Below are 21,897 nucleotides of genomic sequence, written 5' to 3'. Positions count from 1 at the left end.
TGGCTCAGCGGGCCCGGCGCTCGACTCGTACGGTGTCCAGGATCGTGACCGAGCGTGGCTCCAGTCTGATCCAGCCGCGGGCGGCGAAATCGGCCAACGCCTTGTTCACGGTCTCCCGGGAGGCGCCGACCAGTTGGGCCAACTCCTCCTGAGTGAGGTCGTGGTGCACGTGAATGCCGTCCTCGCGACGCTCGCCGAATCGGCGGGCCAACTCCAGCAGCTGTTTCGCGACCCGGCCGGGCACGTCGGAGAACACCAGGTCAGCCACCACGTCGTTGGCCCGCCGCAGCCGGGCAGCCAACTGACCGAGTAGCCCCAGTGCCACCTCCGGCCGGCCGGACAGCCAACCCATGAGCTCGTCGTGCTCGAGCGTACGGATCTCGCACGCCGTGACCGCGGTCGCGGTCGAGGAGCGCGGCCCCGGGTCGAACAGCGACAACTCGCCGAACATCTGCCCCGGCCCCAGGATCGCCAACAGGTTCTCCCGGCCGGCCGAGCCACTCCGGCCCAGCTTGATCTTGCCGCTGACGACCACGTAGAGGCGGTCTTCCTTGTCGCCCTCGTGGAACAACACCTCGCCGCGGTTGAGTTTGATGGTGCCCATCGCCGCGGCCAACGCCGAAGCGGCCTCGTCCTCGAGTCCGGCAAAGAGCGGAGCCTTCTTCAAGACCTCCGGATCCACACGACCTCCTGCTGTCAGCGCCTGTCGGTGTCAGGCTACCGTTGAACCTACCGCCTGTGTCACGGGTCACAGCGCAGATTCCGTTCCCGGCCCGTCGCGAGCGGCCGAGAGCGTAGCGCGGCAGAGTCTCGAGCGCGGAGCGAACAGCGAGTGACGAAGACACTGTCAGTGTCACAAACTAGGGTGATCCTCATGTCACAGAGCGCGTCTTCCGCCGGTGTCGTCGAAGCCGTGGTGGACACCCTGCCCAATGCCGGGGGGCGGGTTGGTGGGAGGAATCGAGGGGGCGATGTGTCACGGACGGCCCTGGTCCGGCGCGCGCGCACCATCAACCGGGTGCTGCACGAGACCTATCCCGACGCTCACTGCGAGCTCGACTTCAGCACTCCTCTCGAGCTGCTGGTCGCGACGGTCCTGTCCGCCCAGACCACGGACAAACGGGTCAACCTGATCACGCCGATCCTGTTCGCGCGCTATCCCACCGCAGCGGCGTACGCGGCGGCCGATCGGATGGAGCTGGAGGAGTTGCTGAAGCCGGTCGGCTTCTTTCGGGCGAAGTCCGACACGCTGCTCAAGCTGGGTGCGGCCCTGACGGAGAACTTCGGTGGTGAGGTGCCAGGCAAGCTGGCGCAGCTGGTCACCCTCCCTGGGGTCGGACGCAAGACCGCCAATGTGGTGCTCGGCAACGCGTTCGGGGTGCCGGGCATCACCGTCGACACGCACTTCGGCCGGTTGGCTCGGCGATTCGGCTGGACGACCTCGGTCGACCCCGATCAGGTGGAACGGGACGTCGGTGCGCTCTTCCCGCGCAAGGATTGGACCCAGCTCTGCCACAACGTGATCTGGCACGGCCGGCGGCGCTGTCATGCCCGCAATCCGGCCTGCGGGGCGTGTCCGGTTGCTCGCTGGTGCCCGGCGTACGGGGAGGGCGAGACCGATCCGGTCAAGGCGGAGAAGCTGGTTCGCGAGCCGCGCGGATGAGTGGGCCGGGTGGCTCGGGCAGATGAGCCGATGAATCAACACGAGCAGTCACTGACACCGCCGACCGAGGAACTGCCGGTCTGGCTCCAGCCGCTTGATCGCGCGTTGCTCGATGACGCCCGGCTGCAACGATCGGTGGCCCTACGACCGGGTATCGGTGGGCGGGCGGCGGCTGTTCTGGTGCTCATCGGTGAGGGGGAGCGGGGCCCGGAGATCCTCTTCGTCGAGCGCGCGGCGACCCTGCGAACTCATGCCGGCCAGATCGCCTTCCCCGGCGGCGCGAACGAGTCAACCGATCTCGATCTGATCGCCACGGCGGTCCGTGAGGCGCGGGAGGAGGCCGGCATCGACTCCTCCGGGGTGGTGCCGATCGGCGCACTGCCGCCGGCGCATGTGGCGGTCAGCGGGTTCGATGTCACCACCGTGGTCGCCTGGTGGCGGCACCGGGGCCTGATCGGCCCACCCGATCCGCGGGAGGTGGCGTCTGTCGTCGTCGTCTCGGTGGCCGATCTCACCGACCCGGCCAACCGCGGTCGCGTACGGCATCCGTCCGGCTATTCCGGGCCGGGCTTCGAGGTGGCCGGGCATCTGATCTGGGGGCTGACCGCGCATCTGCTGGACGGGGTCCTCGACCTCGCGGGCTGGCAACGGCCGTGGGACGAGCAACGGCGCTTCGACATCCCGGCTCGCTATCTGACCGACATCTCCCGAGGACAGGGACACGATGAGCACTGACACCGAGCGGCTCCAGCAGATCTGGGACGCAACGCTGCGCGACCAGCCCAAGCTCGGGACGCGAGTCATCGCCCGCTATGCCGAACCGCACCGCCGCTATCACGGCCTCGAACACCTGGCGGCGGTCCAGGACCGGATCAGCGAGTTCGCGACCGCCGATCACGACGTGTTTCTGGTCCGGTTGGCCGGTTTCTACCACGATGCGATCTACGACGTCCCGACCCGGGAGCTGACGAATGAGGACGCCTCGGCCCGGCTGAGCATCCGTGAGCTCAGCCGCGCCGGACTGGAGCAGGAGGATCTCAACGAGATCGCGCGGCTGGTGCGGCTCACCGCCACGCATGTGCCTGGTTCCCGGGATGCCAACGGAGAGCTGCTGTGCGATGCCGACCTGGCGGTGCTGGGCGGCAGCCCGGAGGCGTATGCGCGCTATGTCGCGCAGGTGCGTGAGGAGTACGCCCACGTACCCCGGCTGGATTTCGCCCGGGGGCGGTTCCAGATCCTGCGGGAGCTGGCTGGGCGTGACCTCTTCAACACGCCGCGAGGGCGTCAGCTCAACGGGCGGGCCCGGTTCAATCTGGTTGCCGAGTGCCGGGAACTGGTGGCCGAGCTTCGCGCTGCGGGCGTGTCTCCGGACGAGCTCGGACCTGTGCCAGGATCGTCCGCATGAGCCCCGAAACCACCGCAGTCGACCCGCGCCCGGCCGGCTGGTGGAAGTCCGCCGTCGTCTATCAGATATACCCGCGGTCCTTCGCCGACTACAACGGCGACGGGATGGGTGATCTGCCCGGCATCCTCGGCAAGCTGGACTACCTGAAGCAGTTGGGTGTCGACGTCGTCTGGTTGTCGCCGGTGTACAAGTCTCCGCAGGATGACAACGGGTACGACATTTCCGACTACCACGACATCGACCCGCTCTTCGGCTCATTGGCGGACCTCGACGCGATCATCGCCGGCGTGCATGACCGGGGGATGAAGCTGGTGATGGACCTGGTCGTCAACCACACCTCCGACGAGCATCAGTGGTTCGTCGAGTCGCGGGATCCGGCCTCGCCGAAGCGGGACTGGTATTGGTGGCGACCGGCTCGGCCCGGTTTCGAGCCAGGAGCCCCCGGGGCTGAGCCAACCGGTTGGAAGGCGGCGTTCGGCGGTTCGGCGTGGGAGTTCGACGAGCGGTCCGGGGAGTACTACCTGCACATCTTCTCCCGCAAGCAGCCCGACCTGAACTGGGAGAACCCAACAGTGCGGCAGGCCATCTACGCGATGATGCGGTGGTGGGTCGACCGCGGCGTCGACGGCTTTCGGATGGACGTCATCAATCTGATCTCCAAGCCTGCTGAACTGGCCGATACCGCGCCGCCGGAGGGCCAGGCGTATGACGCGAACTTCGGCTCGGTGATGAACGGGCCCCGGCTGGACGAGTTCCTGGCCGAGATGAACCGCGAGGTCGGGTTGGACGAGCAGCAGCTGATCACGGTCGGCGAGACGCCCGGCGCCACCATCGAGGTGGCTCGCTCGATCACCGATCCAGATCGGCACGAGCTCAACATGGTGTTCACCTTCGAGCACGTCAGCCTGGATTCGCAGCCGGGCGGCGTCAAATGGCACCTCGCCGAGCTGCCGCTGCCGGTGCTGAAGAAGAACCTGGCCGACTGGCAGGAGGGGCTCGCCGACGCGGGCTGGAACTCGCTCTATTGGAACAACCACGACCAGCCCCGAGCCGTGTCCCGGTTCGGCGACGACTCACCGGAGTTCAGGGTGGCCTCGGCCAAGACCCTCGGCACGGTGCTGCACCTGCACAAGGGCACGCCTTACGTCTATCAGGGCGAAGAGCTCGGCATGACGAACACCTACTTCACCGATATCAGCCAGTATCAGGACTTGGAGTCGGTGAACTACCACGCGGAGGCGCTGTCGCTCGGTCTCGAGGCGGAGGCGGTGCTGCATTCGCTGTCGGTGAAGAGCCGGGACAACGCCCGTACGCCGATGCAGTGGAACGACCGCTCGCACGCCGGCTTCACCGAGGGTATTCCGTGGCTGCCGGCCAACCCCAACTACCTGGTGGTCAACGCCGAGGCGGCCGTGGCTGATCCGGACTCGGTGTTCCATCACTACCGGAAACTGATCGAGCTCCGACACGAGAACCCGGTGGTCGTCGAGGGTCGGTTCGAGCTGCTGCTGCCCGATCACGAGCGGTTGTGGGCGTTCGTCAGGACTGGTGCAGACTCGAGCTTGCTGGTGCTGGCGAACCTGTCCCGGGAGCCGTTGGAGCTTCCCGTGGCTGAGCTGCCTGACCTGACCGGCTCGACTCTGCTGCTCGGCACTCATGGTGCTGGGTCGCCGACCGTGCTGGCACCCTGGGAATCCCGCATCCTCCGGCTCGCCTGATTCCATCGCTTGGTCCCGGGGTTTGGCCTCGGGGTGCCGCCGGAGGAGCTGTGAATGACGACTCCGCCGCGCGTAGCCGAGCAGCGGGCGCCCGGGTCAGCGGAGCCAGTCGATGACGGCGGCCGTCACGGCGTCCGGCGACTCCTCGTGCGGGAGGTGACCGGCACCGGGGATCTCCACGTGACGGTGCGTGCGCGGTGCGTACGGGCTGCGCGGCAGCATCGAGTCGGCTGGCACCAGCCGGTCATGCTCGCCTCGGATGGCCAGCACCGGCACGTCAACGGGCGCCGACAGCGCGCTCCGGTAGGACCGACCGGCCGGGCGCAGCTGATCACGACCGAACATCCGCAGATACTCCAGGGCGCAGTGCGGGCTCGGCCACAGTCGTAGCGCCTGCCGATAGTGCCAAGCTTCCTCACTGGTGAGGAAGGCCGCTCCGGGGTCGGCTCGTCGACGGAGCAGCCATTCGACGTACGCGCCGTGGCGGGCGGTGATCACCCGCTCCGGCAGGATCGGCAGCTGGAACCAGGCCAGGCCGGCGCCCATGGTCCGCCAGGGGAATCGAAGCGGGTGGGGGGCACTGATCGTGATGATCCGGTCGACCTGCTCCGGCGCGTACGCATACGTCGACCAGGCCGCAATGCCGCCCCAGTCATGGCCCACGATGGTGGCCGAGCTGAACCCGAGGCTACGGATCACCGCCGAGACGTCCAGCCCGGTCACCGACTGGCGATAGCCGCGCGGGGTCTTGTCGGTTGCCGCATAACCCCGCAGATCCAGCGCCGCCACGCTCACTCCGGCCGCATCCAAAGCCGGCAGCTGATGCCGCCAGGCCCACCAGAACTCCGCGAACCCGTGCAACAGCAGCACCAGTGGACGCTCTCGGGTGAAGCTCAGCCCGGTAGCCAGATGGAAGCGGATCCCGTTGGCGGTGATCTCCCGATGCCGCCACGGACCCTCGATCAAGACCTCGCGTACCGACCACTCCGGCGCGGGCGGACGCCTACCACGCCGCACAGTGCGGGCTCAGCGCAACGCCTTCTTGTCATTGGCCACGGTTCCCTCGATCCGCGGCGCAGTGGCGGCGGCGGTGGCCCGGCTGACGGCCGCCTGAAGCTCGGTGACGAGTGCCTTGCCGTTGGCGATGGTCTTCTCCGGCGGCTTGACCTTCTTGATCCGGGAGTAGCCGATGGCGCCCAGGATCCCCGCGATGATCAGCAGCACTGCGGCCACGATCAAGAACGCAGCCCAGTAGGGCAGACCCAGCGCCGCCAGACCGAGGGCCGCTGCGACGAAGATGAGGGTGCCGGCATTGATGCCGAAATAGCCGGCCGCGCCGAAGAGCCCACCGCCGATGCCGGCGTTCTTGGCGGCCGGCGCCAGCTCCGACTTCGCCAGCTCTACCTGGTCATTGACCAGGAGCTGGGCATCGCCTCGGATGTCCTTGATCAGGTCTGCGACCTTGCGATCCGCCATGGGATCTCCTCTCGCTCTCAGCCCTGAGCCTAACGGTCCGGTCGGTTGGCGCCACGCAACCCCGTCCTGAGCGCGGAACGAAACAGCGAGTGATGACTACGCAGCCCGGGATCGCGTACGCCGGCGCAGGGAGATCGAGGCCAGGACGGCCGCGATCACCGAACCGACCAGGACGCCGGTCTTCGCCACCTCCTGCAGGGCCGGATCGTCGGCGAATGCCAGATCGCCGATCAGCAGGGCAACCGTGAAGCCGACGCCCGCCAGCAGCGCCACCGAGGCAATCTCACTCCAGCGCAGTTCCGCGGCCAACTCGGCCCGAGTCAGTCGCGCGGTCAGCCAGGCACCCCCGAACACCCCGAGGAACTTGCCGCCGACCAGGCCGAGCACCACCCCGATGCCGACCGGGCTGGTCAGGGCTGCGCTCAGTTTGTCGATCGACACCGGCACTCCCGCCGCCACGAGCGCGAAGACCGGTACGGCCACGCCCGCCGAGATCGGCCGCCAGCGGTGTTCCCAGACGTCGACCACGGACGGACCTCGGCTGACGTTCGAGGAGGTCAACAAGCCGAGCACCACGCCGGCCACCGTTGCGTGCACGCCGCTGGCGTACATGCAGGTCCAGCACAGGATCCCGAGCGGCAGATAGAGATACCAGCCACGGATCCGCCGCCATTGCAGCAGCAGCCACAAACCGGCGCAGCCGAGTGCCGCGAGCAGCCAGAGCGCGGAGAGCCCGTGGGCGAAGAAGATCGCGATCACGGCGATGGAGCCGAGGTCGTCGACGATGGCCAGGGTCAGCAGGAAGGCGCGCAGCCCGGTCGGCAGCCGCGAGCCGACCAGCCCCAGGATCGCGAGAGCGAAGGCGATATCGGTCGCCATCGGAATGGCCCAGCCCTGCGGCCGCCCACCGGCCAGCGTCAGGTTGACGAGGACGAAGATCGCCGCGGGGACGGCCATTCCGCAGAGCGCCGCCGCGATCGGCACCAAGGCCTGCGCCGGCCGGCTCAGCGCCCCGACGGTGAGCTCACGCTTGAGTTCCAGTCCGGCTACGAAGAAGAAGATCGCCAGCAGGCCGTCGGCGACCCAGTGCTCCAGGTCCAGTGGGCCCAGCGGCAGGTGCAACACCGCGGCATAGCTCACCGGTGAGACATTGGCCCACGACACCGCGACCACGGCGGCTGCGAGCATCAAAGCGCCACCGACGGTCTCCTGCCGCAGGACGTCGGTGATGGCGATCGTGTCAGCGTCGCTGGCATTCCGCCCGAACAGCACGACGCGAGGGCGGGGTTGGACCACGGCTGCTCCTGGGGTCGGCTACGGAATCGCCGACCAGACTTCCCGGCACACCGCCGGTCACCCTACCGCGCCCAGGCATTCCTGCCGAGAAGCCCGAGCAGCATTCGCTTGCCGGCGGACGGGCTATGGGCCGGACAGGAGAGGACTACTCGGCTGAACTCGCCGCGGAGGCGCTCAGGTTCTCCTTGATCAGGTTCATCACGGTCGAGTCGGTCAGGGTGGTGACGTCGCCGAGCTCACGGTTCTCGGCGATGTCACGCAGCAGCCGGCGCATGATCTTGCCGGAGCGGGTCTTGGGCAATTCCTCCACGACCATGATCTGACGCGGTTTGGCGATCGGGCCGATCTCCTTGGCCACATGGGCCCGCAACTCGGCGACGACGTCCGGACCGCCGTCGCCGGCATCGGCGCGCAGGATCACGAAGGCGACGATCGCCTGTCCGGTGGTCGCATCACTCGCCCCGACGACGGCGGACTCGGCCACCTTCGGATGGGACACCAGCGCGGACTCGATTTCGGTGGTCGACATCCGGTGGCCGGACACGTTCATCACGTCGTCCACCCGGCCGAGCAGCCAGATGTCTCCGTCCTCGTCACGCTTGGCCCCGTCTCCGGCGAAGTACAAGCCAGGGAACCGGGACCAGTACGTGTCGACATAACGCTGATCGTCGCCCCAGAGGGTACGCAGCATCGCCGGCCACGGCTTGGTGATCACCAGATAGCCACCCGAGCCGTTCGGCACCGACTCGGCCTCGTCGTTGACCACGTCCACACTCACCCCCGGCACCGGGGTCATCGCCGCACCGGGCTTGCCGGAGGTGACACCCGGCATCGGGGAGATCATGTGCATCCCGGTCTCGGTCTGCCACCAGGTGTCCACCACCGGCACCCGGTCGCCGCCGATGTTGGTGCGATACCAGACGTACGCCTCCGGGTTGATCGGCTCCCCGACCGAGCCCAGCACCCGCAGCGAGGACATGTCGAACTGCTCGGGGATGTCGGCACCCCACTTCATGAAGGTGCGAATTGCGGTCGGCGCGCAGTAGAGGATCGACACTCGGTACTTCTCGATGATCTCCCACCAGCGGCCCTTGTGCGGGGTGTCGGGTGTGCCCTCGTACATCACCGAGGTCGTCCCGTTCGCCAGCGGCCCGTACACCAGGTAGGAGTGCCCGGTGACCCAGCCGATGTCCGCAGCGGTCCAGAAGATGTCGGTCTCCGGCTTGAGATCGAAGGTCGCCCACTGGGTGTACGTCACGCCCACCAGGTAGCCGCCGGTGGTGTGCAGGATCCCCTTGGGCTTCCCGGTGCTGCCCGAGGTGTACATGATGTAGAGCGGATGCTCGGCCGGGAAGGCCTCCGCGGTGTGCTCCGCGGACTGCTGGCCGACGAACTCGTCCCACCACAGGTCCCGGCCCTCGGTCATCGGGGTGTCCTGGCCGGTCCGCTTGATGACCAGCACGTGATGCACCGACGGGCACTTCGTCAGCGCCTCGTCGACAGCCGGCTTCAGCCCGGACGGCTTGCCGCGCCGGTAACCGCCGTCGGCAGTGATCACCACCTCGACCCCGCAATCCTCGATCCGCGAGGCCAGTGCGTCAGCGGAGAAACCCCCGAACACCACCGTGTGCGGGGCGCCGATCCGGGCGCACGCCAAGATTGCCACCACGGCCTCGGGGATCATCGGCAGATAGATCGCCACCCGGTCCCCGGCCTCGACGCCGAGCTCGAGCAGCGCGTTCGCCGCCTTCTTCACGTCCGTGGTCAGCTCCGCGTACGTGATCACCCGGGTGTCGCCCGGCTCGCCCTCGAAGTAGTAGGCCACCCGGTCGCCGTTGCCGGCCTCGACGTGCCGGTCCAGGCAGTTGTAGGCCGCGTTCAAGGTGCCGTCGGCGAACCACTTCGCGAACGGTGGGTTGGACCAGTCCAGCACCTCGGTCGGTTTGGTGTCCCAGGTGATCCGCTTCGCCTGCTCGCCCCAGAACGCCTCCAGATCGGCTTCCGCCTCCGCGTACGTCGCGGCAGTCACGTTGGCCGAGGCGGCGAGGTCGGCCGGCGGCGGGAACCGCCGATCCTCGTGCAGCAGATTGGACAATGCTTCGTTGGCGGATGGGGCCTCATTGGCGGGCAGGGCTTCATCGGTCACGGCGGAACCTCCACATCGACGGCGCACAGACAGCCCCGCATGCCGGCGTGGCAACCGCGTACGGCTGCCGGGATCCGGCGACCAGGGCCTTTTCGCAGCCTAGGCGATGTGCTGTTGCCCAACGGCATCGGTGCGGTCGATTCCGATCCGCTCCTCAGCCGAACCGGGCCAACCAGCCACGACGTCGTCGACGACCGCGGCGAACCCGCTCGCCCCCGATGCCGCCGCCATCTCGGCCGCCACCGTCGACGCAGCCGTGCGGAACCGAGAGTCGGTCAGCACCCGCCGGACGGCGTGACGGAGCCGACTCTCGCTGGGGCGCTGTCTGCGTACGTTCACTCCGGTGCCCGACCAGGTGATCCGAGCCGCGACCTCGATCTTGTCCTCTTTGCCGGGGGCGACCACGACCGGCACCCCGTGGGCGAGGGCGAACTGGACACCGCCGTAGCCGCCGTTGGTGACGAACACATCGGTCCGCTCGAACAACTCGCTGTACGGCAGGAACTCCGCAGCTCGGGCGTTGTCCGGCAACGGCCCCAGGTCCGACACCGGCCGACCGCCCGTGGCAACCACGACCAGCACCTCCTGGTCGGCCAGGGCGCGCATGGTGGGGATGATGAGCTCGGTCAGGTCGTCGTTGGCGATGGTGCCCTGCGTGACGTGGACCACGGGTCGGCTGCCGTCGAGCTCGTGCCACCACGCCGGCCGGGGATGCTCCAGCGACGACGAGGTCGAGATCATCCCGGTGAACGCCAGCCGGGTGGCTGGCTCTGGGCGTGGGTATTCGAAGGAAGGCACCGTCAGCTGGATCACCGCGTCGGCCCGGGTCAGCCAGTCCATGATCGGCCCGCTGCCCGCGCGTCCGTGGATGCGCTGCATGATCGCCGTCCCGGCCTCCTCGGCCGGCCGCAGCACCCGGGCATTCACCGCCGCCAGGATCTGGTTCCGGATGGCGCCGATCGGCCCGGACATCGGGCGCACGCCCAACCCGTACGGCGCGATCCCAGGACCGGCCAGCGCCAGTGGCACGACCCCACCGACCACGATCGGTGGGCGTCGGTCGGCCGGCAGCTCGCCGAGCAGCACGCCGCCGGCGAACAAGGGATCGACGATGACGGCGTCCACGGGCTCGCTGTGCAGGAGTTGCTGGAGACCGGCGTACTGACCTTCGCCCGGCCGGATGAAGATGTGCTCGATGTCGAAGGCGACCGCGGCCAGCGGTGACATCCCGGCTCGTTCCGGGAACTGGGCGACGACATTGCGGTCGTCGAAGTCCGACTCCGGCGGCAGCGCGACATGGGTGGCACCGGTGGCCGAGACGGCGGCGGCGAACCGGGCTCCGGTGAGGAAGTGAACCGTGTCGCCGCGGGCCACCAGGTGCGCTGCGATCGGCAGCAGAGGCGAGACATGGCCGTGGATCGGTACGGAGGCGATGACGTAGCTGGACATGAGTGGACTCCTGACGGTGGTGGGGGCCCTGCTGGTACGGTTCGGTACAGGACCCAACTATTCAGTACAGCAATACAGGAGTCAATATGGTGTCCCCTGATACATCGGATGTGTTGACGACGTCGGAGTCATCCACTCGAACGTACGTCTCCGAGCTTCGCCAGCAGCAGGCGGCGGCCACACGAGAGCGCGTGGTGCAGGCCGCTGCTGAACTATTCGCGGAGAAGGGCTACGCGGGCACCACGATGCCGGCCATCGCACGTCGTGCTCGCGTGTCGACCGAGACGGTGCAGAACCATGGCCCCAAGATCCAGCTGCTCCGAGCGGCCATCGCGGCGTCCTCCTTCGGCGGGGCGCCGGGTACGCCCGTTGGTGACACCGAGCTGGGTCGTCAGCTAGTAGCCGAGGTCGACACCCCCGTGGCCGCTGCCCGGGCCGGTGCCGTGGTGATGGCGACCGTCAACGGAGGAGCGCATGGCGTCTGGATGGCACTCTCTGAGGCATCTCGCTCGGATCCGGCACTGGCTGACGAGTTGCGAGCGCTCACCGAGGAGATCGCCGACCAGATCCGGCTGACCTTGCAGGGCTGGGCACAGCGCGGTTGGCTGCGGGCCGATCTTTCGATGGAAACCATGGTGCAACGCACAGCGGCGATCGGCTCGGTCGAGCTGTGGGACCGCGTCGTGCGCGCCGAGGGGCGGGATGCGACCGAGTATGTCGACCTCATAGCAGGAATGCTGCTGGATCTGGTCGCAGACAGGGCGTGATCCGGGACCTTCGACCTACTCGGTCGGGTCTGCTAGCCCTCGGCCGAGGCGGTGAGCTCCAGCAGAATTGAGGCATCGGGATCGGGTGACGATCCCAGCGGCTGTGGTGGCGGCCCGGTGGCCCGTGGTGGGGACGGATCCGGGCCGCCCCGGTCGTCTTCTGGGAAAGTTCTGGTCCCCTGTCCACGTCTCAGGTGGACAGAGGACCAAAAGTTCCCCAGGTCAGGTCGGGTCGAACTCGAGGATCAGTCCGCCGACTCAGAGTGTCTCGGTGACCTTCTTCAGCCCACGGGGTGCGTCCGGATCGCCGCCCCGGGCGACGGCCAGGTGGAGTGCCAACTGCTGGAACGGGATGATCTCCAGCAGCGGCGAGAGCTCCTGGCTGACTCCGGCCGGCAGTGCCACCCCGGCGTCGGCCGCCGCGACGGCGTCGGCGTTGCCGACACACATAACATCCGCGCCGACCTCGGCCAATCGGGAGATCACCTGCTGCATGGCCTGACCGCCGGCGCCGTCGGCGACGATGGCCAGCACGGGCACCTGCGGGTCGATCATGGCCAGCGGTCCGTGCAGCAGATCGGCGCCGGAGAACGCCTGCGCACCGAGATAGGAGGTCTCCATCAGCTTGAGCGCTGCCTCCCGTGCAGTCGGGTAGGAGTAGCCGCGGGCGGTCGTGACCAGGCGGGAGGCGAACCGATAGCGCTGGGCCAGCGTGCGTACGCCGTCATCACCCGCGATGAGCCGATCGGCGAGGTCAGGCAGGGCTGCCGCCGAGTCCGGGGAGCCGCCCCGCAGCCGATCGAAGATCAGATAGAGCGCGAGCAACTGCGCCGTGTAGGACTTGGTGGCCGCGACCGCCTGCTCGGGACCGGCCAGGACATCGAGCTCCAGCTCGGCCGCCTGGGCCAGCGGCGAATCAGCCTGATTGGTGATCGCCAGAGTGAGCGCACCCTGTTGCCGGGCCACCTCGAGAGAGTGCACCAGGTCCGGGGAGCCGCCGGATTGGCTGACGCCGATCATCAGCACCCGGTCCAGTGCGGGACGGGCACCGTACGCAGTCATGGTCGAGGGGGACACCATGCCGGCCGGCAGCTGAAGGACTATCTCGGTCAGGTATTTGCCGTAGAGCCCGGCGTGATCGCTGGTCCCGCGGCCGACGAACAGGATCATCCTCGGGTCGTACTCGGCGATCCGTCGGGCGACCGCATCGACCTGCCGGGTGCTCTCCTCGAGTTGGCGGCGCCAGACCGCGGGCTGCTCGGCGATCTCGGCGGACATCAACGCGCCGGCCCTGGCCATGATCGTCAGTTCCCCTCATCTCCGGGTGGTGGGTCTTCGGTCCTTCAGATGGTCCAGAGACACGAAATTGGTATAGACCACCGACGTATGCTCAAGAATGGCATAGACCAATTTGGCTGTCAACTGTTCGTCACTCGCTGTGAGCCTCCGCTCCCAGGACTCCGTCTTCCTCCCTCGCTCACAAGACGAAAAGGCGTGTCTTGTTCGCTCAGTCGTCCAGACGGAGCCGTCGCTCCGCCTCACGGCCGCTCGCGACGGGGTCGTCACTCGCTGTGAGGCTCCGGGTACGGAGCTGGTCAGAGCTGGATCTGGACCACGTCCAGGTCATCCTCATCCAGCACCAGTCCGGTGTGGTCGACGCGGGCGCGCCAGCACGAGGCCCGGTAGGGCAGCAGCAGCGGATCAGGCGCGCGGGCGATGGAGTCGTAGAGTGCTGCGACCTCGGCGAGCAGGGCGTGCCGAGACGCGGTGTCCAACTGGGCGGTGGAGGGGCGGCGCTCGACCATCGAGACCAGGCCCTTGCGGGTGATCGGCACCCAGTTGCGGAAATCGCGGCGGACCAAGTCGCTGAAGTAGGGACTCTCGGTGACGTCGGTCAGCGACTCGACGCCGTAGTCACCGCGCATGGCCAGGGGATCGCTTTGTTGGACCAGGGCGGTCAGCCGGCGCACCCAGGGCACGGTGTCGTCCCGGGTGTTGTATGCCACCGCGAGGTGACCGCCCGGCCGGAGCACCCGGGCGATCTCCGAGAGGGCGAGCCCAGGGGCGAATCTGTGCAGATTCTGCGAGGCCGTGACCACATCGAAGTGGCAGGAAAGGTACGGGAGCGACTCGACCTGCCCGGCGACATGCAACCTGGTGCCCAGCCGCCCCGAGATGGCTGCGACGGCGTCGACATCGCGATCTATGCAGAACACCTCATGGCCGTCGTCGGCCAGCAGCTGAGCGAACGCGCCCGTGCCCGAGCCGAGATCGAGGATGCGCCGCCGCGACCCGCCTACCATCCACGCGGGGGCGGCCGCAGGATAGAGGGTTCTCCGAGGCGGACTCATGGTGCAAACTCTAGTCGTGCCCGACCCGCTGACCGATCTGGCGCGGCTGGAGGGCGTGCCGTCTGGACTCGCTGCAGCCCGCGATGCCGTCGACGTCGTCCTGACTGACCGTGCTCTGCGAGCGATGTCGGCCGAGCAGGTCGCTGCCGCGCTGCTGACCGGCGCGCGGGCCAGTGCTCAGTTGACCGACGATCCGGAGGCTTGGGCAGCGGGCGCAGTCCGGCTGTCGACCGAACTGCCGGCGCTCGCCGCGGTGCTCCGGGTGGCACCCGGCCAGGCGCTGGCGAGGGCGCACACTCTCGCAGGGTACGGAATGGTGGTCGACGACGAACTGGGTCGGCCGCGGGAATCGCGTGAGGTCGCCGCACGGTTGACGGGTCTGACGGAGTTGCTGACGGCGCGTTCCGAGGTTCCCGCCTTGGTGTTGGCCGCCATCGCACACGCCGAGATCGCGACCACGGTCCCGTTCGGGAGCGCGGACGGGCTGGTCGCGCGGGCGGTGGAACGGATGGTGCTGATCTCGTCAGGCTTCGACCCGCGCGGCGTGATCGTCACCGAGGTCGGACACCTCGGGCGGCGAGGCGACTACCACCGATTGCTCAGCGGCTATCAGGACGGCAGTGTCGAAGGCGTACGGGACTGGATCCTGCATGTGGCGCAGGCGGCGGTCGATGGTGCCGAGGCGTCGCCGGTGAGTCCAGTCCAATGAGTTCGGTCAACTGCGGCCAGACGTGACACGACGCCCGGGGCTCCCAGGCGTCGTGTCTGGCACGTCGACTCGAGCGACCATGCGTGCACCTGCAGTGTGTTGGCCCGGGCTGACCCGGGTCGCAACGCCCCAGTTTGGATGGGTGGTCGCCGCGTGGGTACTCGGTTGGCGTGCAAAACCAGGGTTTCGGCCACCAACGACTACGGAGTGGAGGGTCCACTCTCCTCGTACTCACCGGTGTCCGAAGACTGGTTCGTGACTCCCTTTCTATCGCGAACGGGCCGCATTGAGAACCCCCTCAGATAAGAAGATTCTCAGGGTTTTGTAGGTCTCGACGTCGGGCGTTGTTGGAGCCCTTCTCGACTTATCCACAGGGCCGAACGGGATTCGAAGCGCTGTCCACAGATCTGCAAGAGCACCGTACGAAACCGACCCGACGTACGCATTGTCTAGGCGTGGATGCCTATGCCGCCGTGCTCACTACGGATGACGAACTGCTGGACCGATTGCTGACCACGCTGGCCGCGGTGGGTCTGGAGCCGAGGGTGCTGTCCGACCCCGGGGCGGTGCGGGCTGTGTGGCGGGAGGCGACCGCGGTCGTGATCGGCGGCGACAAGGCGGAGCGGCTCGCGGCGTTGGGGCTGCCGCGACGGGCCGATGTGTTCGTCGCCGGCGAGGACCGGGACAGCGACGAGCTCTGTCGCTGGTCGGTGCCCTTGGGGGCGGCGGTGGCGGCCCTGCCTTCGGCAGACAGCTGGTTCGCCGCGGCCCTGGCCGATGCGACCGGGCGTCGGACCGGTGCCGGCCGACTGCTCGCTGTGGTGGGAGCGGTCGGCGGCGTGGGTAGCTCGACCTGTGCGGCCGCGCTGGCCGTCACAGCGGCCGCCGACGGTCTCCGTACCGTGCTGATCGACGGAGATCTGCGAGGCGGTGGCCTGGACTTGTTGCTGGGCGCCGAGCAGCTGGATGGCTGGCGCTGGCCTCAGCTCGCCCACGCGACCGGGCATGTCGGTGACCTCAGCGGCCAGTTGCCGTACGTCGATGGGATCGATCTGCTCACCGGGGTGCGGGGCGGTCAGCCAACTGCACCGATCGAGATCGGGGCGGAGCAGTTGGCTACTGTGCTGCGGTCCACGACCCGCAGCCACGATCTGACGATCGTCGACCTGCCGCGGTGGTTGAGCCCCGACGTCCTGGAGGCGGCCCGTCGGGCCGAGCTGACCCTGCTGGTCGTCCGAGCCGACCTGCGAGGTCTGGCGGCGGCGCGGGAGGTGGCGGCCTGGCTGCCTTCGGCCGGCACTCAGGTGCTGTTGCGCGGCCGTCGGGTCGCAGGGATGAGCCCGGATCTGGTGGAGGAGAGTCTGGGGCTGCCCGTGGTCGCCTGCCTCGCCGACGAGGGCAGCGCCCGGCTGTCCGCTGAACGAGGTGAGCCGCCCGGCCGGCTACGTCGCTCCCACCTGGGTCGCGCCTGTCGTCAGATCCTCGGTCAGTTGCCTGTTCGCCAGTTGCCTGTTCGCCAGGGTCGGTCATGAGGGCGCTCGCGGAACCGGCAGAGTCCGGGGACTCGGCCGGCGCCCTCGGAGCTGGGTTTCCCGGAGCGGGAGTGCATGGCGCCGTGATCCGCGGCGCAAGGAGTCTGAGTGCGAGGGGCCAGGGTGCCGGGCTGGACCTGGAGCCGATCCGGCGACGGCTGGCCGATCTGTCGCGGGCGCACACTCCGGCCGATGTCGCGGATGCGATGCGCGCCGAGGGTCGGCTGGTCACCGATGAGTCGTTGCTGGCAGTGGTCGAGGCGCTGCGGCGAGAGATGGTCGGCGCCGGGCCGCTCACCGGCCTGCTGCGCGAGCCTGGTGTCACCGATGTGTTGGTGAACGGACCGGATCAGGTGTGGGTCGATCGTGGCGATGGGTTGGTGCCGGCTGAGGTTCGGTTTGCTGATGATGCACAGGTACGCCGGTTGGCTCAGCGTCTGGCCGCAGCCACCGGTCGGCGGCTCGACGACAGCTCACCCTTCGTCGATACCCGGCTGCCCGACGGCACGCGGGTGCACGCGGCATTGGCTACGCAGGCGTTGCCGGGGACCTGCCTCTCGCTGCGGGTGCCGGCTCGACGGGCCTTCTCCCTGGCGGATTGCGTGGCGACGGGCGCCGTGAGCCCAAGCCTGGCGGCCGTGCTGGAACGGCTGGTGGAGAGTCGGGCTGCCTTCTTGGTGTCCGGCGGCACCGGCTCGGGCAAGACCACGTTGCTGGCGGCGCTGTTGGGCCTGGTGCCGCCTGCCGAGCGTCTGGTGGTGGTCGAGGACTCCCGTGAGTTGAGGCCCGATCATCCGCACGTGGTCAGTCTGGAGGGTCGGCCGGCCAATGCCGAGGGGCGTGGAGCGATCACGCTGACTGATCTGGTGCGCCAGTCCTTGCGGATGCGGCCCGATCGACTGGTCGTGGGCGAGGTGCGGGGTGCGGAGATCTGCGATCTGCTGGCGGCGATGAACACCGGTCACGAAGGTGGTTGCGGCACCGTGCACGCAAACTCGGCCGAAGACGTTCCGGTTCGGCTCGAAGCGCTGGGTGTTCTCGGCAACCTCGACCGCGCGGCCCTGCACGCCCAGCTGGCCTCCGCATTGGACGTCGTCGTGCACATTCGCCGTGATCGGGCGGGACGTCGCCGGGTCAGTGAGCTGCACGTGCTCGAGCGTGATCCCGGCACCGGCTGGGTCCGGACCGTGCCAGCCATCGACTGCTCCGGACCGCGTACCCGTCGAGGACCGGGCAGCCAGCAACTGGAGAGGATCCTCGACCGATGAGAACGCAGGGGGTCCTGACGCGACCGGTGACGCCAGGACGGATCCGACCGAGGCGAGCGGCGGCAGACAGGTTCGAACCGTGATCGGACTGACCCTGCTCTGCTCCGCCGCTGCCGCGTGGTTGTGGATCGGACCAGCCGACCCGGTGCGGGGCCGATTGGACCAGTCGGCCAGTCGGCGCCGCCGACGAGCGCGGCCGTGGCTCCGCTGGGCTGCGCTCGGGTTCGCCGGTCTCACGGTCGTCGTCGGAGCCGCTCTGATCGCCGGACCGGCCGCTGCCGCGGTTGCCTTCGCGGTGCTGATCGCTCTCGGCGCCGCCGGGCGACTCTTCGCGTTGGGCCGGCGGACTCGCCGGGAGCACGCGATCCGCGCCGAGGTGGCCCAGGCATGCTCGGTGATTGCCAACCAGGTGCGCGTGGGCCGGATCCCGGCTGAGGCGCTGACCCTGGCCGCGGCGGACGCGCCGGTGCTGGCGGTGACCGCCCGGGTGCATCGCAACGGTGGCGACGTCGTCGCCGCACTGCTGGAAGAGGCCCAGCAACCCGGTTGCGCGGGGTTGCGGGACCTGGCCCGCGCCTGGCAGGTGGGCACCAGGACCGGTGCCCCGATGGCGGAGCTGTTGGATCAGGTCGCCCACGCTCTGCGTAGCGACCAGTCCGTCGAACGTACGGTGGCGGCCGAGTTGGCGGGTCCACGCGCCACCGGCCGGGTGATGGCGGCCCTGCCTTTGTGCGGCATCGGTCTCGGCTATCTGTTGGGTGGCGACCCGCTGGGATTCCTGGTCGGGGGCCCGTTCGGGTGGGCCTGTCTGGTGCTGGGCGCGATCCTCGCCGCCTGTGGAGTGTTGTGGATCGAGTGGCTGGCGCGTCAGGTGGGGAGACCAATGTGATGTGGGACGAGGTGTTGGTCGCAATCCGGACCGCTGCTGATGCCGTGGTCGCCGGCGCGACGCGTGCTGATGCGTGGGCTGCCGATGCGGCGAGCTCGATCACCGGCTGGATGGTCGTTACGGCCGCGCTACTGACCCTGGCGCTGTCCTTGTCGTGGCCGCCGCCGATCGATGCTCGTGTGGTCCAGCGGTCGGTTCGGCCGCTGCCCCGGTGGCTGCGAGGGCGTCCGGACGCTGCGCCGCTCACCCGACGACTGGGCCAGGCGGCGATGCCGGGCGTGGCAGTTGCTTTCGTCCTGCTCCGGGCCGGGCCGTCCGCGGCCGGCTGGCTACCGTCGATCGCCGCCTTGGCGATCGGTGCCGTCGTCGCCTTGACCGGCGCGGTAGTCCTGGGTTGGTTGGAGCCGTCAGCGACTCGGCGAGCCCGGCAACGCCGGATCGCCGACGCGCCGCAGGCGCTCGACCTGTTGGCGGCCTGCCTGGCCGCAGGACTGCCGGTCAGGGCGGCGCTGCGATCCGTGGTCGAGGTGGTCGACGGTCCGTTGGGTGATGACCTCGGCCAGGTGCTGCGGCTCACCGATCTCGGTCACGACGATGTCTCGGCTTGGCGATCGCTGGCCAGCCATCCGGAGCTGGGTCCGGCCGCTCTCGATCTTGCTCGATCGGTGGAGACCGGAGCGCTCTTGGTGGAAAGCCTGCTCGTGCACGCGGAGGTCGCTCGGGAGGAGCGTCGTGGTCAGGTCGAGTCGGCGGCTCGTCGAGTCGGCGTACGGAGCGTCCTGCCGTTGATGGTGTGCTTCATTCCCGCATTCCTGCTGATCGGAATCGTGCCGACGGTGGCCTCCGCCGTGCTCAATGCACTCCACTTCTGAGTGAAGGCAGCCTTCCGGATCAGGTCCGCGAGAAGGAGGTTCGGCACCTGATTCGGCAAGATTTGGGTGCCAAGCCTCCTTCTCGATGAGTGTTGGACGCCGCCTCAGGGCGCCGGCACCGGGATCACTACCCTTCGGACATGCGGGTGCTCCTGGTGGCGGCGGGTTCGCGAGGCGATGTACAGCCGTTTGTCGCTCTCGGAGTCGGATTGCGGCGCGCCGGTCACGAGGTCACCGTCTGCTCGACCGGAGACTTCGGCAGCCTGGTCCGCGAGCACGGGCTGGCGTTCATCGGCTCCAAGCTGAGCGCTACCGCGGTGATGGATTCGGAGCTTGGTCGAGAGTGGCTGGGCCACAGCAGCCACAACCAGTTCGTCGAGCTGCGTCGCTTCCGGGCGTTCGTCCGGACTTGGGGAGTCCAGATGGCCGGTGAGACGGCAGCTCTGGCTGGCTCATTCGATCTGGTCATCTCCGGCGTACTGACCGCGTACGGTTCCCAGGCGCTTGCCGAAGCATCCGGCGCCAGGCACGTGATTGCTTTGTTGGCGCCGTTCGAGCCGACCAGAGCGGGCTGGGCGGGCGTCCAAGCTCCGCTCCCGGACCGGTGGTCGCGGCGGAATCTGGTCGCCGGCATCATGGGTTCCTGGATCCTGGCGGACATCATCCAACCTCCCGGCGAGCGGGTACGGGAGTTGCTGGGACTACCACGAGGGAGCCGGCGTCAGATACGTCAGATCTTCCGGGACACGCCGAGCCTGCTCGGGTTCTCCGCCGCTGTCGTGCCACCGCCTGCGGACTGGCCCACCGGGCAGCTGATCACCGGCTACTGGTTCCTCGACGGCGGCGCTCCACCCGAGCCTGTACGCGGTTGGATCGAGGAGTTCCTGACCGCCGGCGAACCCCCGGTCTATGTCGGCTTCGGCTCGATGTCGACCCAGGATGCCGCGGGCACGATGGCCTCGATCCTCGAAGCCCTGGCCAGGACGGGCCGGCGCGGCATCGTCTCCTCCGGTGGAGCCGGGCTGGCTTCAGTCGGCGCGGAGTCGGACGACGTATTGATGGTCGGGTCGGTTCCGCACGGTTGGCTGCTTCCACAGTGTGCCGGCGCGATCCACCACGGCGGCGCCGGTACGACCGCGGCGGCTCTCGCCGCGGGCATCCCGCAGGGCGTCGTGGCGCACATCGGCGATCAGCCGTATTGGGGTCGTCGGGTTTTCGAGCTCGGCGTCGGTGCCTCGCCGATCCGCCGGCACCAGCTCAACGCCGACTCGCTGACGGCGATGATCACTGACGTGGTCGACCCGGTCCGAAAGCTCCGGGCAGCTGCGTTGGGCGACCGGATCCGGTCCGAGGACGGGGTGGCGCGGGCCGTCGCCCAGCTGGGCGAGCTGGTCAGGTGAGCTTGGTCGCGGGAGATCGGCCGACACCTTCGTTCCAGGATTGGTGCTGCTCGGGCAGCCCTACCACACGCCTGCTCACCGGTTGGCGAAGTTGTCCACAGGCCTGAGCGCCATTTGAAGCTCTGTCAACAGATTGCAGACGACCCCGTACGAAACGACCCCGACATCCACAGACTCCCTACGCATCCAGGGCGGGTGCAGCTCACCAGTTGGTGGGGAAGCAGGAGGTCTGGGAAATGGGTACGACAAGGTTCGAGGTCGTCGATGGCACCGAGATCGGAAGCGGGGCAGTCGGGATCGGGGCAATCGGGACGAGCGGCTGGTCCGAGGACGGTGGTTCGAGGCAGACCATGGGCATCGCGTTGGTGTCGGCCGACGGCGCCGGAGCAATGGCGGGCGGGGGAGCCCGGCGCAGTCAGCGCGGCATGGTCAGCGCGGAGTGGGCGGTGGGCATCATCGCTGCCATCGGGATCGCCGGGGTGTTGATCGCGGTGGTCACCAACGGTGCCGTGCAGGACGCGCTGCTGAAGTTCGTGCTGCAGCTGATCCACTCGTTCAGCGGTTTCATGGTCAAGAACTGAACGATGTCGCTTCGTCCGTACGGCGGCAGCCGACGCGGGGAACGGGGGATGGTGACGGCCGAACTGGCCGTTGCCACCCTCGCCGCCCTGGTGGTGATGTTGCTGCTCAGCTGGGGCATCTATCTGATGGTGATGCAGGTGCGTTGCATTGACACGGCCGCCGAGGTGGCTCGGCAGGCCGCTCGCGGCGACGATTCCGCGGTAGCCGTGGCCAAGCGGGAGGCTCCACCTGGTGCCCGGGTCACGATCACCCGTACCCATGGCGTCGTACGGGTGGAGGTCGCCGTCGTAGCTCGGCCGCTGGCCCGGAACCTGGTGGCCGTACCGCTGCGGGCTCAGGCTGAGGTCGTGCCGGAGCCGGAGGAGCCACGGTGA

Annotated in this window: 21 protein-coding genes; 13 read left to right on the top strand and 8 right to left on the bottom strand. The window is 68.5% G+C overall.

The genetic code is table 11. From position 1 onward, the window contains the following. Positions 1 to 4 precede the first annotated feature (4 nt). Positions 5 to 682 (bottom strand): Crp/Fnr family transcriptional regulator, encoded by a 678-nt coding sequence (locus MLP_RS24075; RefSeq protein ID WP_013865835.1) that lies wholly within the window; start codon positions 680 to 682, stop codon positions 5 to 7. A 192-nt stretch (positions 683 to 874) separates the two neighbouring features. On the opposite strand from MLP_RS24075, the gene nth reads away from it, so the two are divergent. The 4 genes from nth to MLP_RS24055 are packed head-to-tail and all read left to right on the top strand — an operon-like array spanning position 875 to position 4,786. Continuing rightward, positions 875 to 1,663, top strand: a complete 789-nt coding sequence (gene nth, locus MLP_RS24070; protein WP_083844061.1) for an endonuclease III — start codon at positions 875 to 877, stop codon at positions 1,661 to 1,663. A 30-nt stretch (positions 1,664 to 1,693) separates the two neighbouring features. Beyond that, positions 1,694 to 2,398 (top strand): NUDIX hydrolase, encoded by a 705-nt coding sequence (locus MLP_RS24065; protein ID WP_049804816.1) that lies wholly within the window; start codon positions 1,694 to 1,696, stop codon positions 2,396 to 2,398. Continuing rightward, positions 2,388 to 3,068, top strand: a complete 681-nt coding sequence (locus MLP_RS24060; RefSeq protein ID WP_013865832.1) for an HD domain-containing protein — start codon at positions 2,388 to 2,390, stop codon at positions 3,066 to 3,068. The genes MLP_RS24065 and MLP_RS24060 overlap by 11 nt, the downstream gene beginning before the upstream one ends. Further along, the gene (locus MLP_RS24055) at positions 3,065 to 4,786 is read left to right on the top strand and encodes a glycoside hydrolase family 13 protein (RefSeq protein WP_013865831.1); all 1,722 of its coding nucleotides are present in this window, start codon (positions 3,065 to 3,067) and stop codon (positions 4,784 to 4,786) included. Before MLP_RS24060 ends, MLP_RS24055 begins: the two co-directional genes overlap by 4 nt. A 96-nt stretch (positions 4,787 to 4,882) precedes the next feature. Here MLP_RS24055 and MLP_RS24050 read toward each other — a convergent pair whose 3' ends face one another. The 5 genes from MLP_RS24050 to MLP_RS24030 all read right to left on the bottom strand — a co-directional run bounded on the left by MLP_RS24050 (position 4,883) and on the right by MLP_RS24030 (position 11,153). After that, complete coding sequence (locus MLP_RS24050) at positions 4,883 to 5,752, bottom strand: alpha/beta fold hydrolase (protein ID WP_041790560.1); 870 nt, start codon at positions 5,750 to 5,752, stop codon at positions 4,883 to 4,885. A gap of 60 nt (positions 5,753 to 5,812) precedes the next feature. Beyond that, positions 5,813 to 6,262 (bottom strand): phage holin family protein, encoded by a 450-nt coding sequence (locus MLP_RS24045; RefSeq protein ID WP_013865829.1) that lies wholly within the window; start codon positions 6,260 to 6,262, stop codon positions 5,813 to 5,815. A gap of 96 nt (positions 6,263 to 6,358) precedes the next feature. Then, positions 6,359 to 7,558 carry a Na+/H+ antiporter NhaA gene (gene nhaA, locus MLP_RS24040; RefSeq protein ID WP_013865828.1) on the bottom strand — a complete coding sequence of 400 codons (1,200 nt, stop codon included), beginning with the start codon at positions 7,556 to 7,558 and terminating at the stop codon, positions 6,359 to 6,361. A 145-nt stretch (positions 7,559 to 7,703) separates the two neighbouring features. Next, the gene (gene acs, locus MLP_RS24035; protein ID WP_013865827.1) at positions 7,704 to 9,704 is read right to left on the bottom strand and encodes an acetate--CoA ligase; all 2,001 of its coding nucleotides are present in this window, start codon (positions 9,702 to 9,704) and stop codon (positions 7,704 to 7,706) included. A gap of 99 nt (positions 9,705 to 9,803) precedes the next feature. Further along, positions 9,804 to 11,153, bottom strand: coding sequence for a glycosyltransferase (locus tag MLP_RS24030; protein WP_013865826.1), 1,350 nt, complete (start codon positions 11,151 to 11,153; stop codon positions 9,804 to 9,806). A gap of 86 nt (positions 11,154 to 11,239) precedes the next feature. On the opposite strand from MLP_RS24030, the gene MLP_RS26855 reads away from it, so the two are divergent. Continuing rightward, positions 11,240 to 11,920 carry a TetR/AcrR family transcriptional regulator gene (locus tag MLP_RS26855; RefSeq protein ID WP_013865825.1) on the top strand — a complete coding sequence of 227 codons (681 nt, stop codon included), beginning with the start codon at positions 11,240 to 11,242 and terminating at the stop codon, positions 11,918 to 11,920. A gap of 258 nt (positions 11,921 to 12,178) precedes the next feature. Here MLP_RS26855 and MLP_RS24020 read toward each other — a convergent pair whose 3' ends face one another. After that, positions 12,179 to 13,219: an SIS domain-containing protein gene (locus tag MLP_RS24020; RefSeq protein ID WP_013865824.1), complete on the bottom strand. Its 1,041-nt coding sequence runs from the start codon at positions 13,217 to 13,219 to the stop codon at positions 12,179 to 12,181. Positions 13,220 to 13,515: 296 nt separating this feature from the next. After that, entirely contained in the window at positions 13,516 to 14,271 is a 756-nt protein-coding gene (locus tag MLP_RS24015; RefSeq protein WP_013865822.1) for a class I SAM-dependent methyltransferase, read from the bottom strand. Between MLP_RS24015 and MLP_RS24010 the strand changes: the two genes are divergently transcribed. The 8 genes from MLP_RS24010 to MLP_RS23975 all read left to right on the top strand — a co-directional run bounded on the left by MLP_RS24010 (position 14,270) and on the right by MLP_RS23975 (position 21,897). Continuing rightward, positions 14,270 to 14,980: a Fic family protein gene (locus MLP_RS24010; protein ID WP_013865821.1), complete on the top strand. Its 711-nt coding sequence runs from the start codon at positions 14,270 to 14,272 to the stop codon at positions 14,978 to 14,980. The genes MLP_RS24015 and MLP_RS24010 overlap by 2 nt on opposite strands. 455 nt (positions 14,981 to 15,435) lie before the next feature. Further along, positions 15,436 to 16,512 (top strand): septum site-determining protein Ssd, encoded by a 1,077-nt coding sequence (ssd, locus tag MLP_RS24005; RefSeq protein WP_013865820.1) that lies wholly within the window; start codon positions 15,436 to 15,438, stop codon positions 16,510 to 16,512. Between the two features lie 71 nt (positions 16,513 to 16,583). Further along, complete coding sequence (locus tag MLP_RS24000) at positions 16,584 to 17,780, top strand: TadA family conjugal transfer-associated ATPase (RefSeq protein WP_013865819.1); 1,197 nt, start codon at positions 16,584 to 16,586, stop codon at positions 17,778 to 17,780. Between the two features lie 79 nt (positions 17,781 to 17,859). After that, complete coding sequence (locus MLP_RS23995) at positions 17,860 to 18,669, top strand: type II secretion system F family protein (RefSeq protein WP_013865818.1); 810 nt, start codon at positions 17,860 to 17,862, stop codon at positions 18,667 to 18,669. Then, positions 18,669 to 19,541 carry a type II secretion system F family protein gene (locus MLP_RS26850; protein WP_013865817.1) on the top strand — a complete coding sequence of 291 codons (873 nt, stop codon included), beginning with the start codon at positions 18,669 to 18,671 and terminating at the stop codon, positions 19,539 to 19,541. Before MLP_RS23995 ends, MLP_RS26850 begins: the two co-directional genes overlap by 1 nt. 140 nt (positions 19,542 to 19,681) lie before the next feature. Continuing rightward, entirely contained in the window at positions 19,682 to 20,941 is a 1,260-nt protein-coding gene (locus MLP_RS23985) for a glycosyltransferase (protein ID WP_013865816.1), read from the top strand. Between the two features lie 236 nt (positions 20,942 to 21,177). Then, on the top strand, positions 21,178 to 21,522 hold the full coding sequence (locus MLP_RS23980; RefSeq protein ID WP_013865815.1) for a DUF4244 domain-containing protein: 345 nt from the start codon (positions 21,178 to 21,180) through the stop codon (positions 21,520 to 21,522). Positions 21,523 to 21,525: 3 nt separating this feature from the next. Then, complete coding sequence (locus MLP_RS23975) at positions 21,526 to 21,897, top strand: TadE family type IV pilus minor pilin (protein WP_013865814.1); 372 nt, start codon at positions 21,526 to 21,528, stop codon at positions 21,895 to 21,897.

This window comes from Microlunatus phosphovorus NM-1, assembly GCF_000270245.1.
GTDB lineage: Bacteria > Actinomycetota > Actinomycetes > Propionibacteriales > Propionibacteriaceae > Microlunatus > Microlunatus phosphovorus.
This window is presented reverse-complemented; position numbering and strand designations above follow the sequence as displayed.

Bases quoted from the DNA above. Each gene is read 5' to 3' on its own strand.
- nth (WP_083844061.1), top strand. From the start codon at position 875: ATGTCACAGAGCGCGTCTTCCGCCGGTGTCGTCGAAGCCGTGGTGGAC.
- MLP_RS24065 (WP_049804816.1), top strand. From the start codon at position 1,694: ATGAATCAACACGAGCAGTCACTGACACCGCCGACCGAGGAACTGCCG.
- MLP_RS24060 (WP_013865832.1), top strand. From the start codon at position 2,388: ATGAGCACTGACACCGAGCGGCTCCAGCAGATCTGGGACGCAACGCTG.
- MLP_RS24055 (WP_013865831.1), top strand. From the start codon at position 3,065: ATGAGCCCCGAAACCACCGCAGTCGACCCGCGCCCGGCCGGCTGGTGG.
- MLP_RS24045 (WP_013865829.1), bottom strand. From the start codon at position 6,262: ATGGCGGATCGCAAGGTCGCAGACCTGATCAAGGACATCCGAGGCGAT.
- MLP_RS24030 (WP_013865826.1), bottom strand. From the start codon at position 11,153: ATGTCCAGCTACGTCATCGCCTCCGTACCGATCCACGGCCATGTCTCG.
- MLP_RS26855 (WP_013865825.1), top strand. From the start codon at position 11,240: ATGGTGTCCCCTGATACATCGGATGTGTTGACGACGTCGGAGTCATCC.
- MLP_RS24020 (WP_013865824.1), bottom strand. From the start codon at position 13,219: ATGGCCAGGGCCGGCGCGTTGATGTCCGCCGAGATCGCCGAGCAGCCC.
- MLP_RS24010 (WP_013865821.1), top strand. From the start codon at position 14,270: ATGGTGCAAACTCTAGTCGTGCCCGACCCGCTGACCGATCTGGCGCGG.
- MLP_RS24015 (WP_013865822.1), bottom strand. From the start codon at position 14,271: ATGAGTCCGCCTCGGAGAACCCTCTATCCTGCGGCCGCCCCCGCGTGG.
- MLP_RS26850 (WP_013865817.1), top strand. From the start codon at position 18,669: ATGTGGGACGAGGTGTTGGTCGCAATCCGGACCGCTGCTGATGCCGTG.
- MLP_RS23985 (WP_013865816.1), top strand. From the start codon at position 19,682: ATGCGGGTGCTCCTGGTGGCGGCGGGTTCGCGAGGCGATGTACAGCCG.
- MLP_RS23980 (WP_013865815.1), top strand. From the start codon at position 21,178: ATGGGTACGACAAGGTTCGAGGTCGTCGATGGCACCGAGATCGGAAGC.
- MLP_RS23975 (WP_013865814.1), top strand. From the start codon at position 21,526: ATGTCGCTTCGTCCGTACGGCGGCAGCCGACGCGGGGAACGGGGGATG.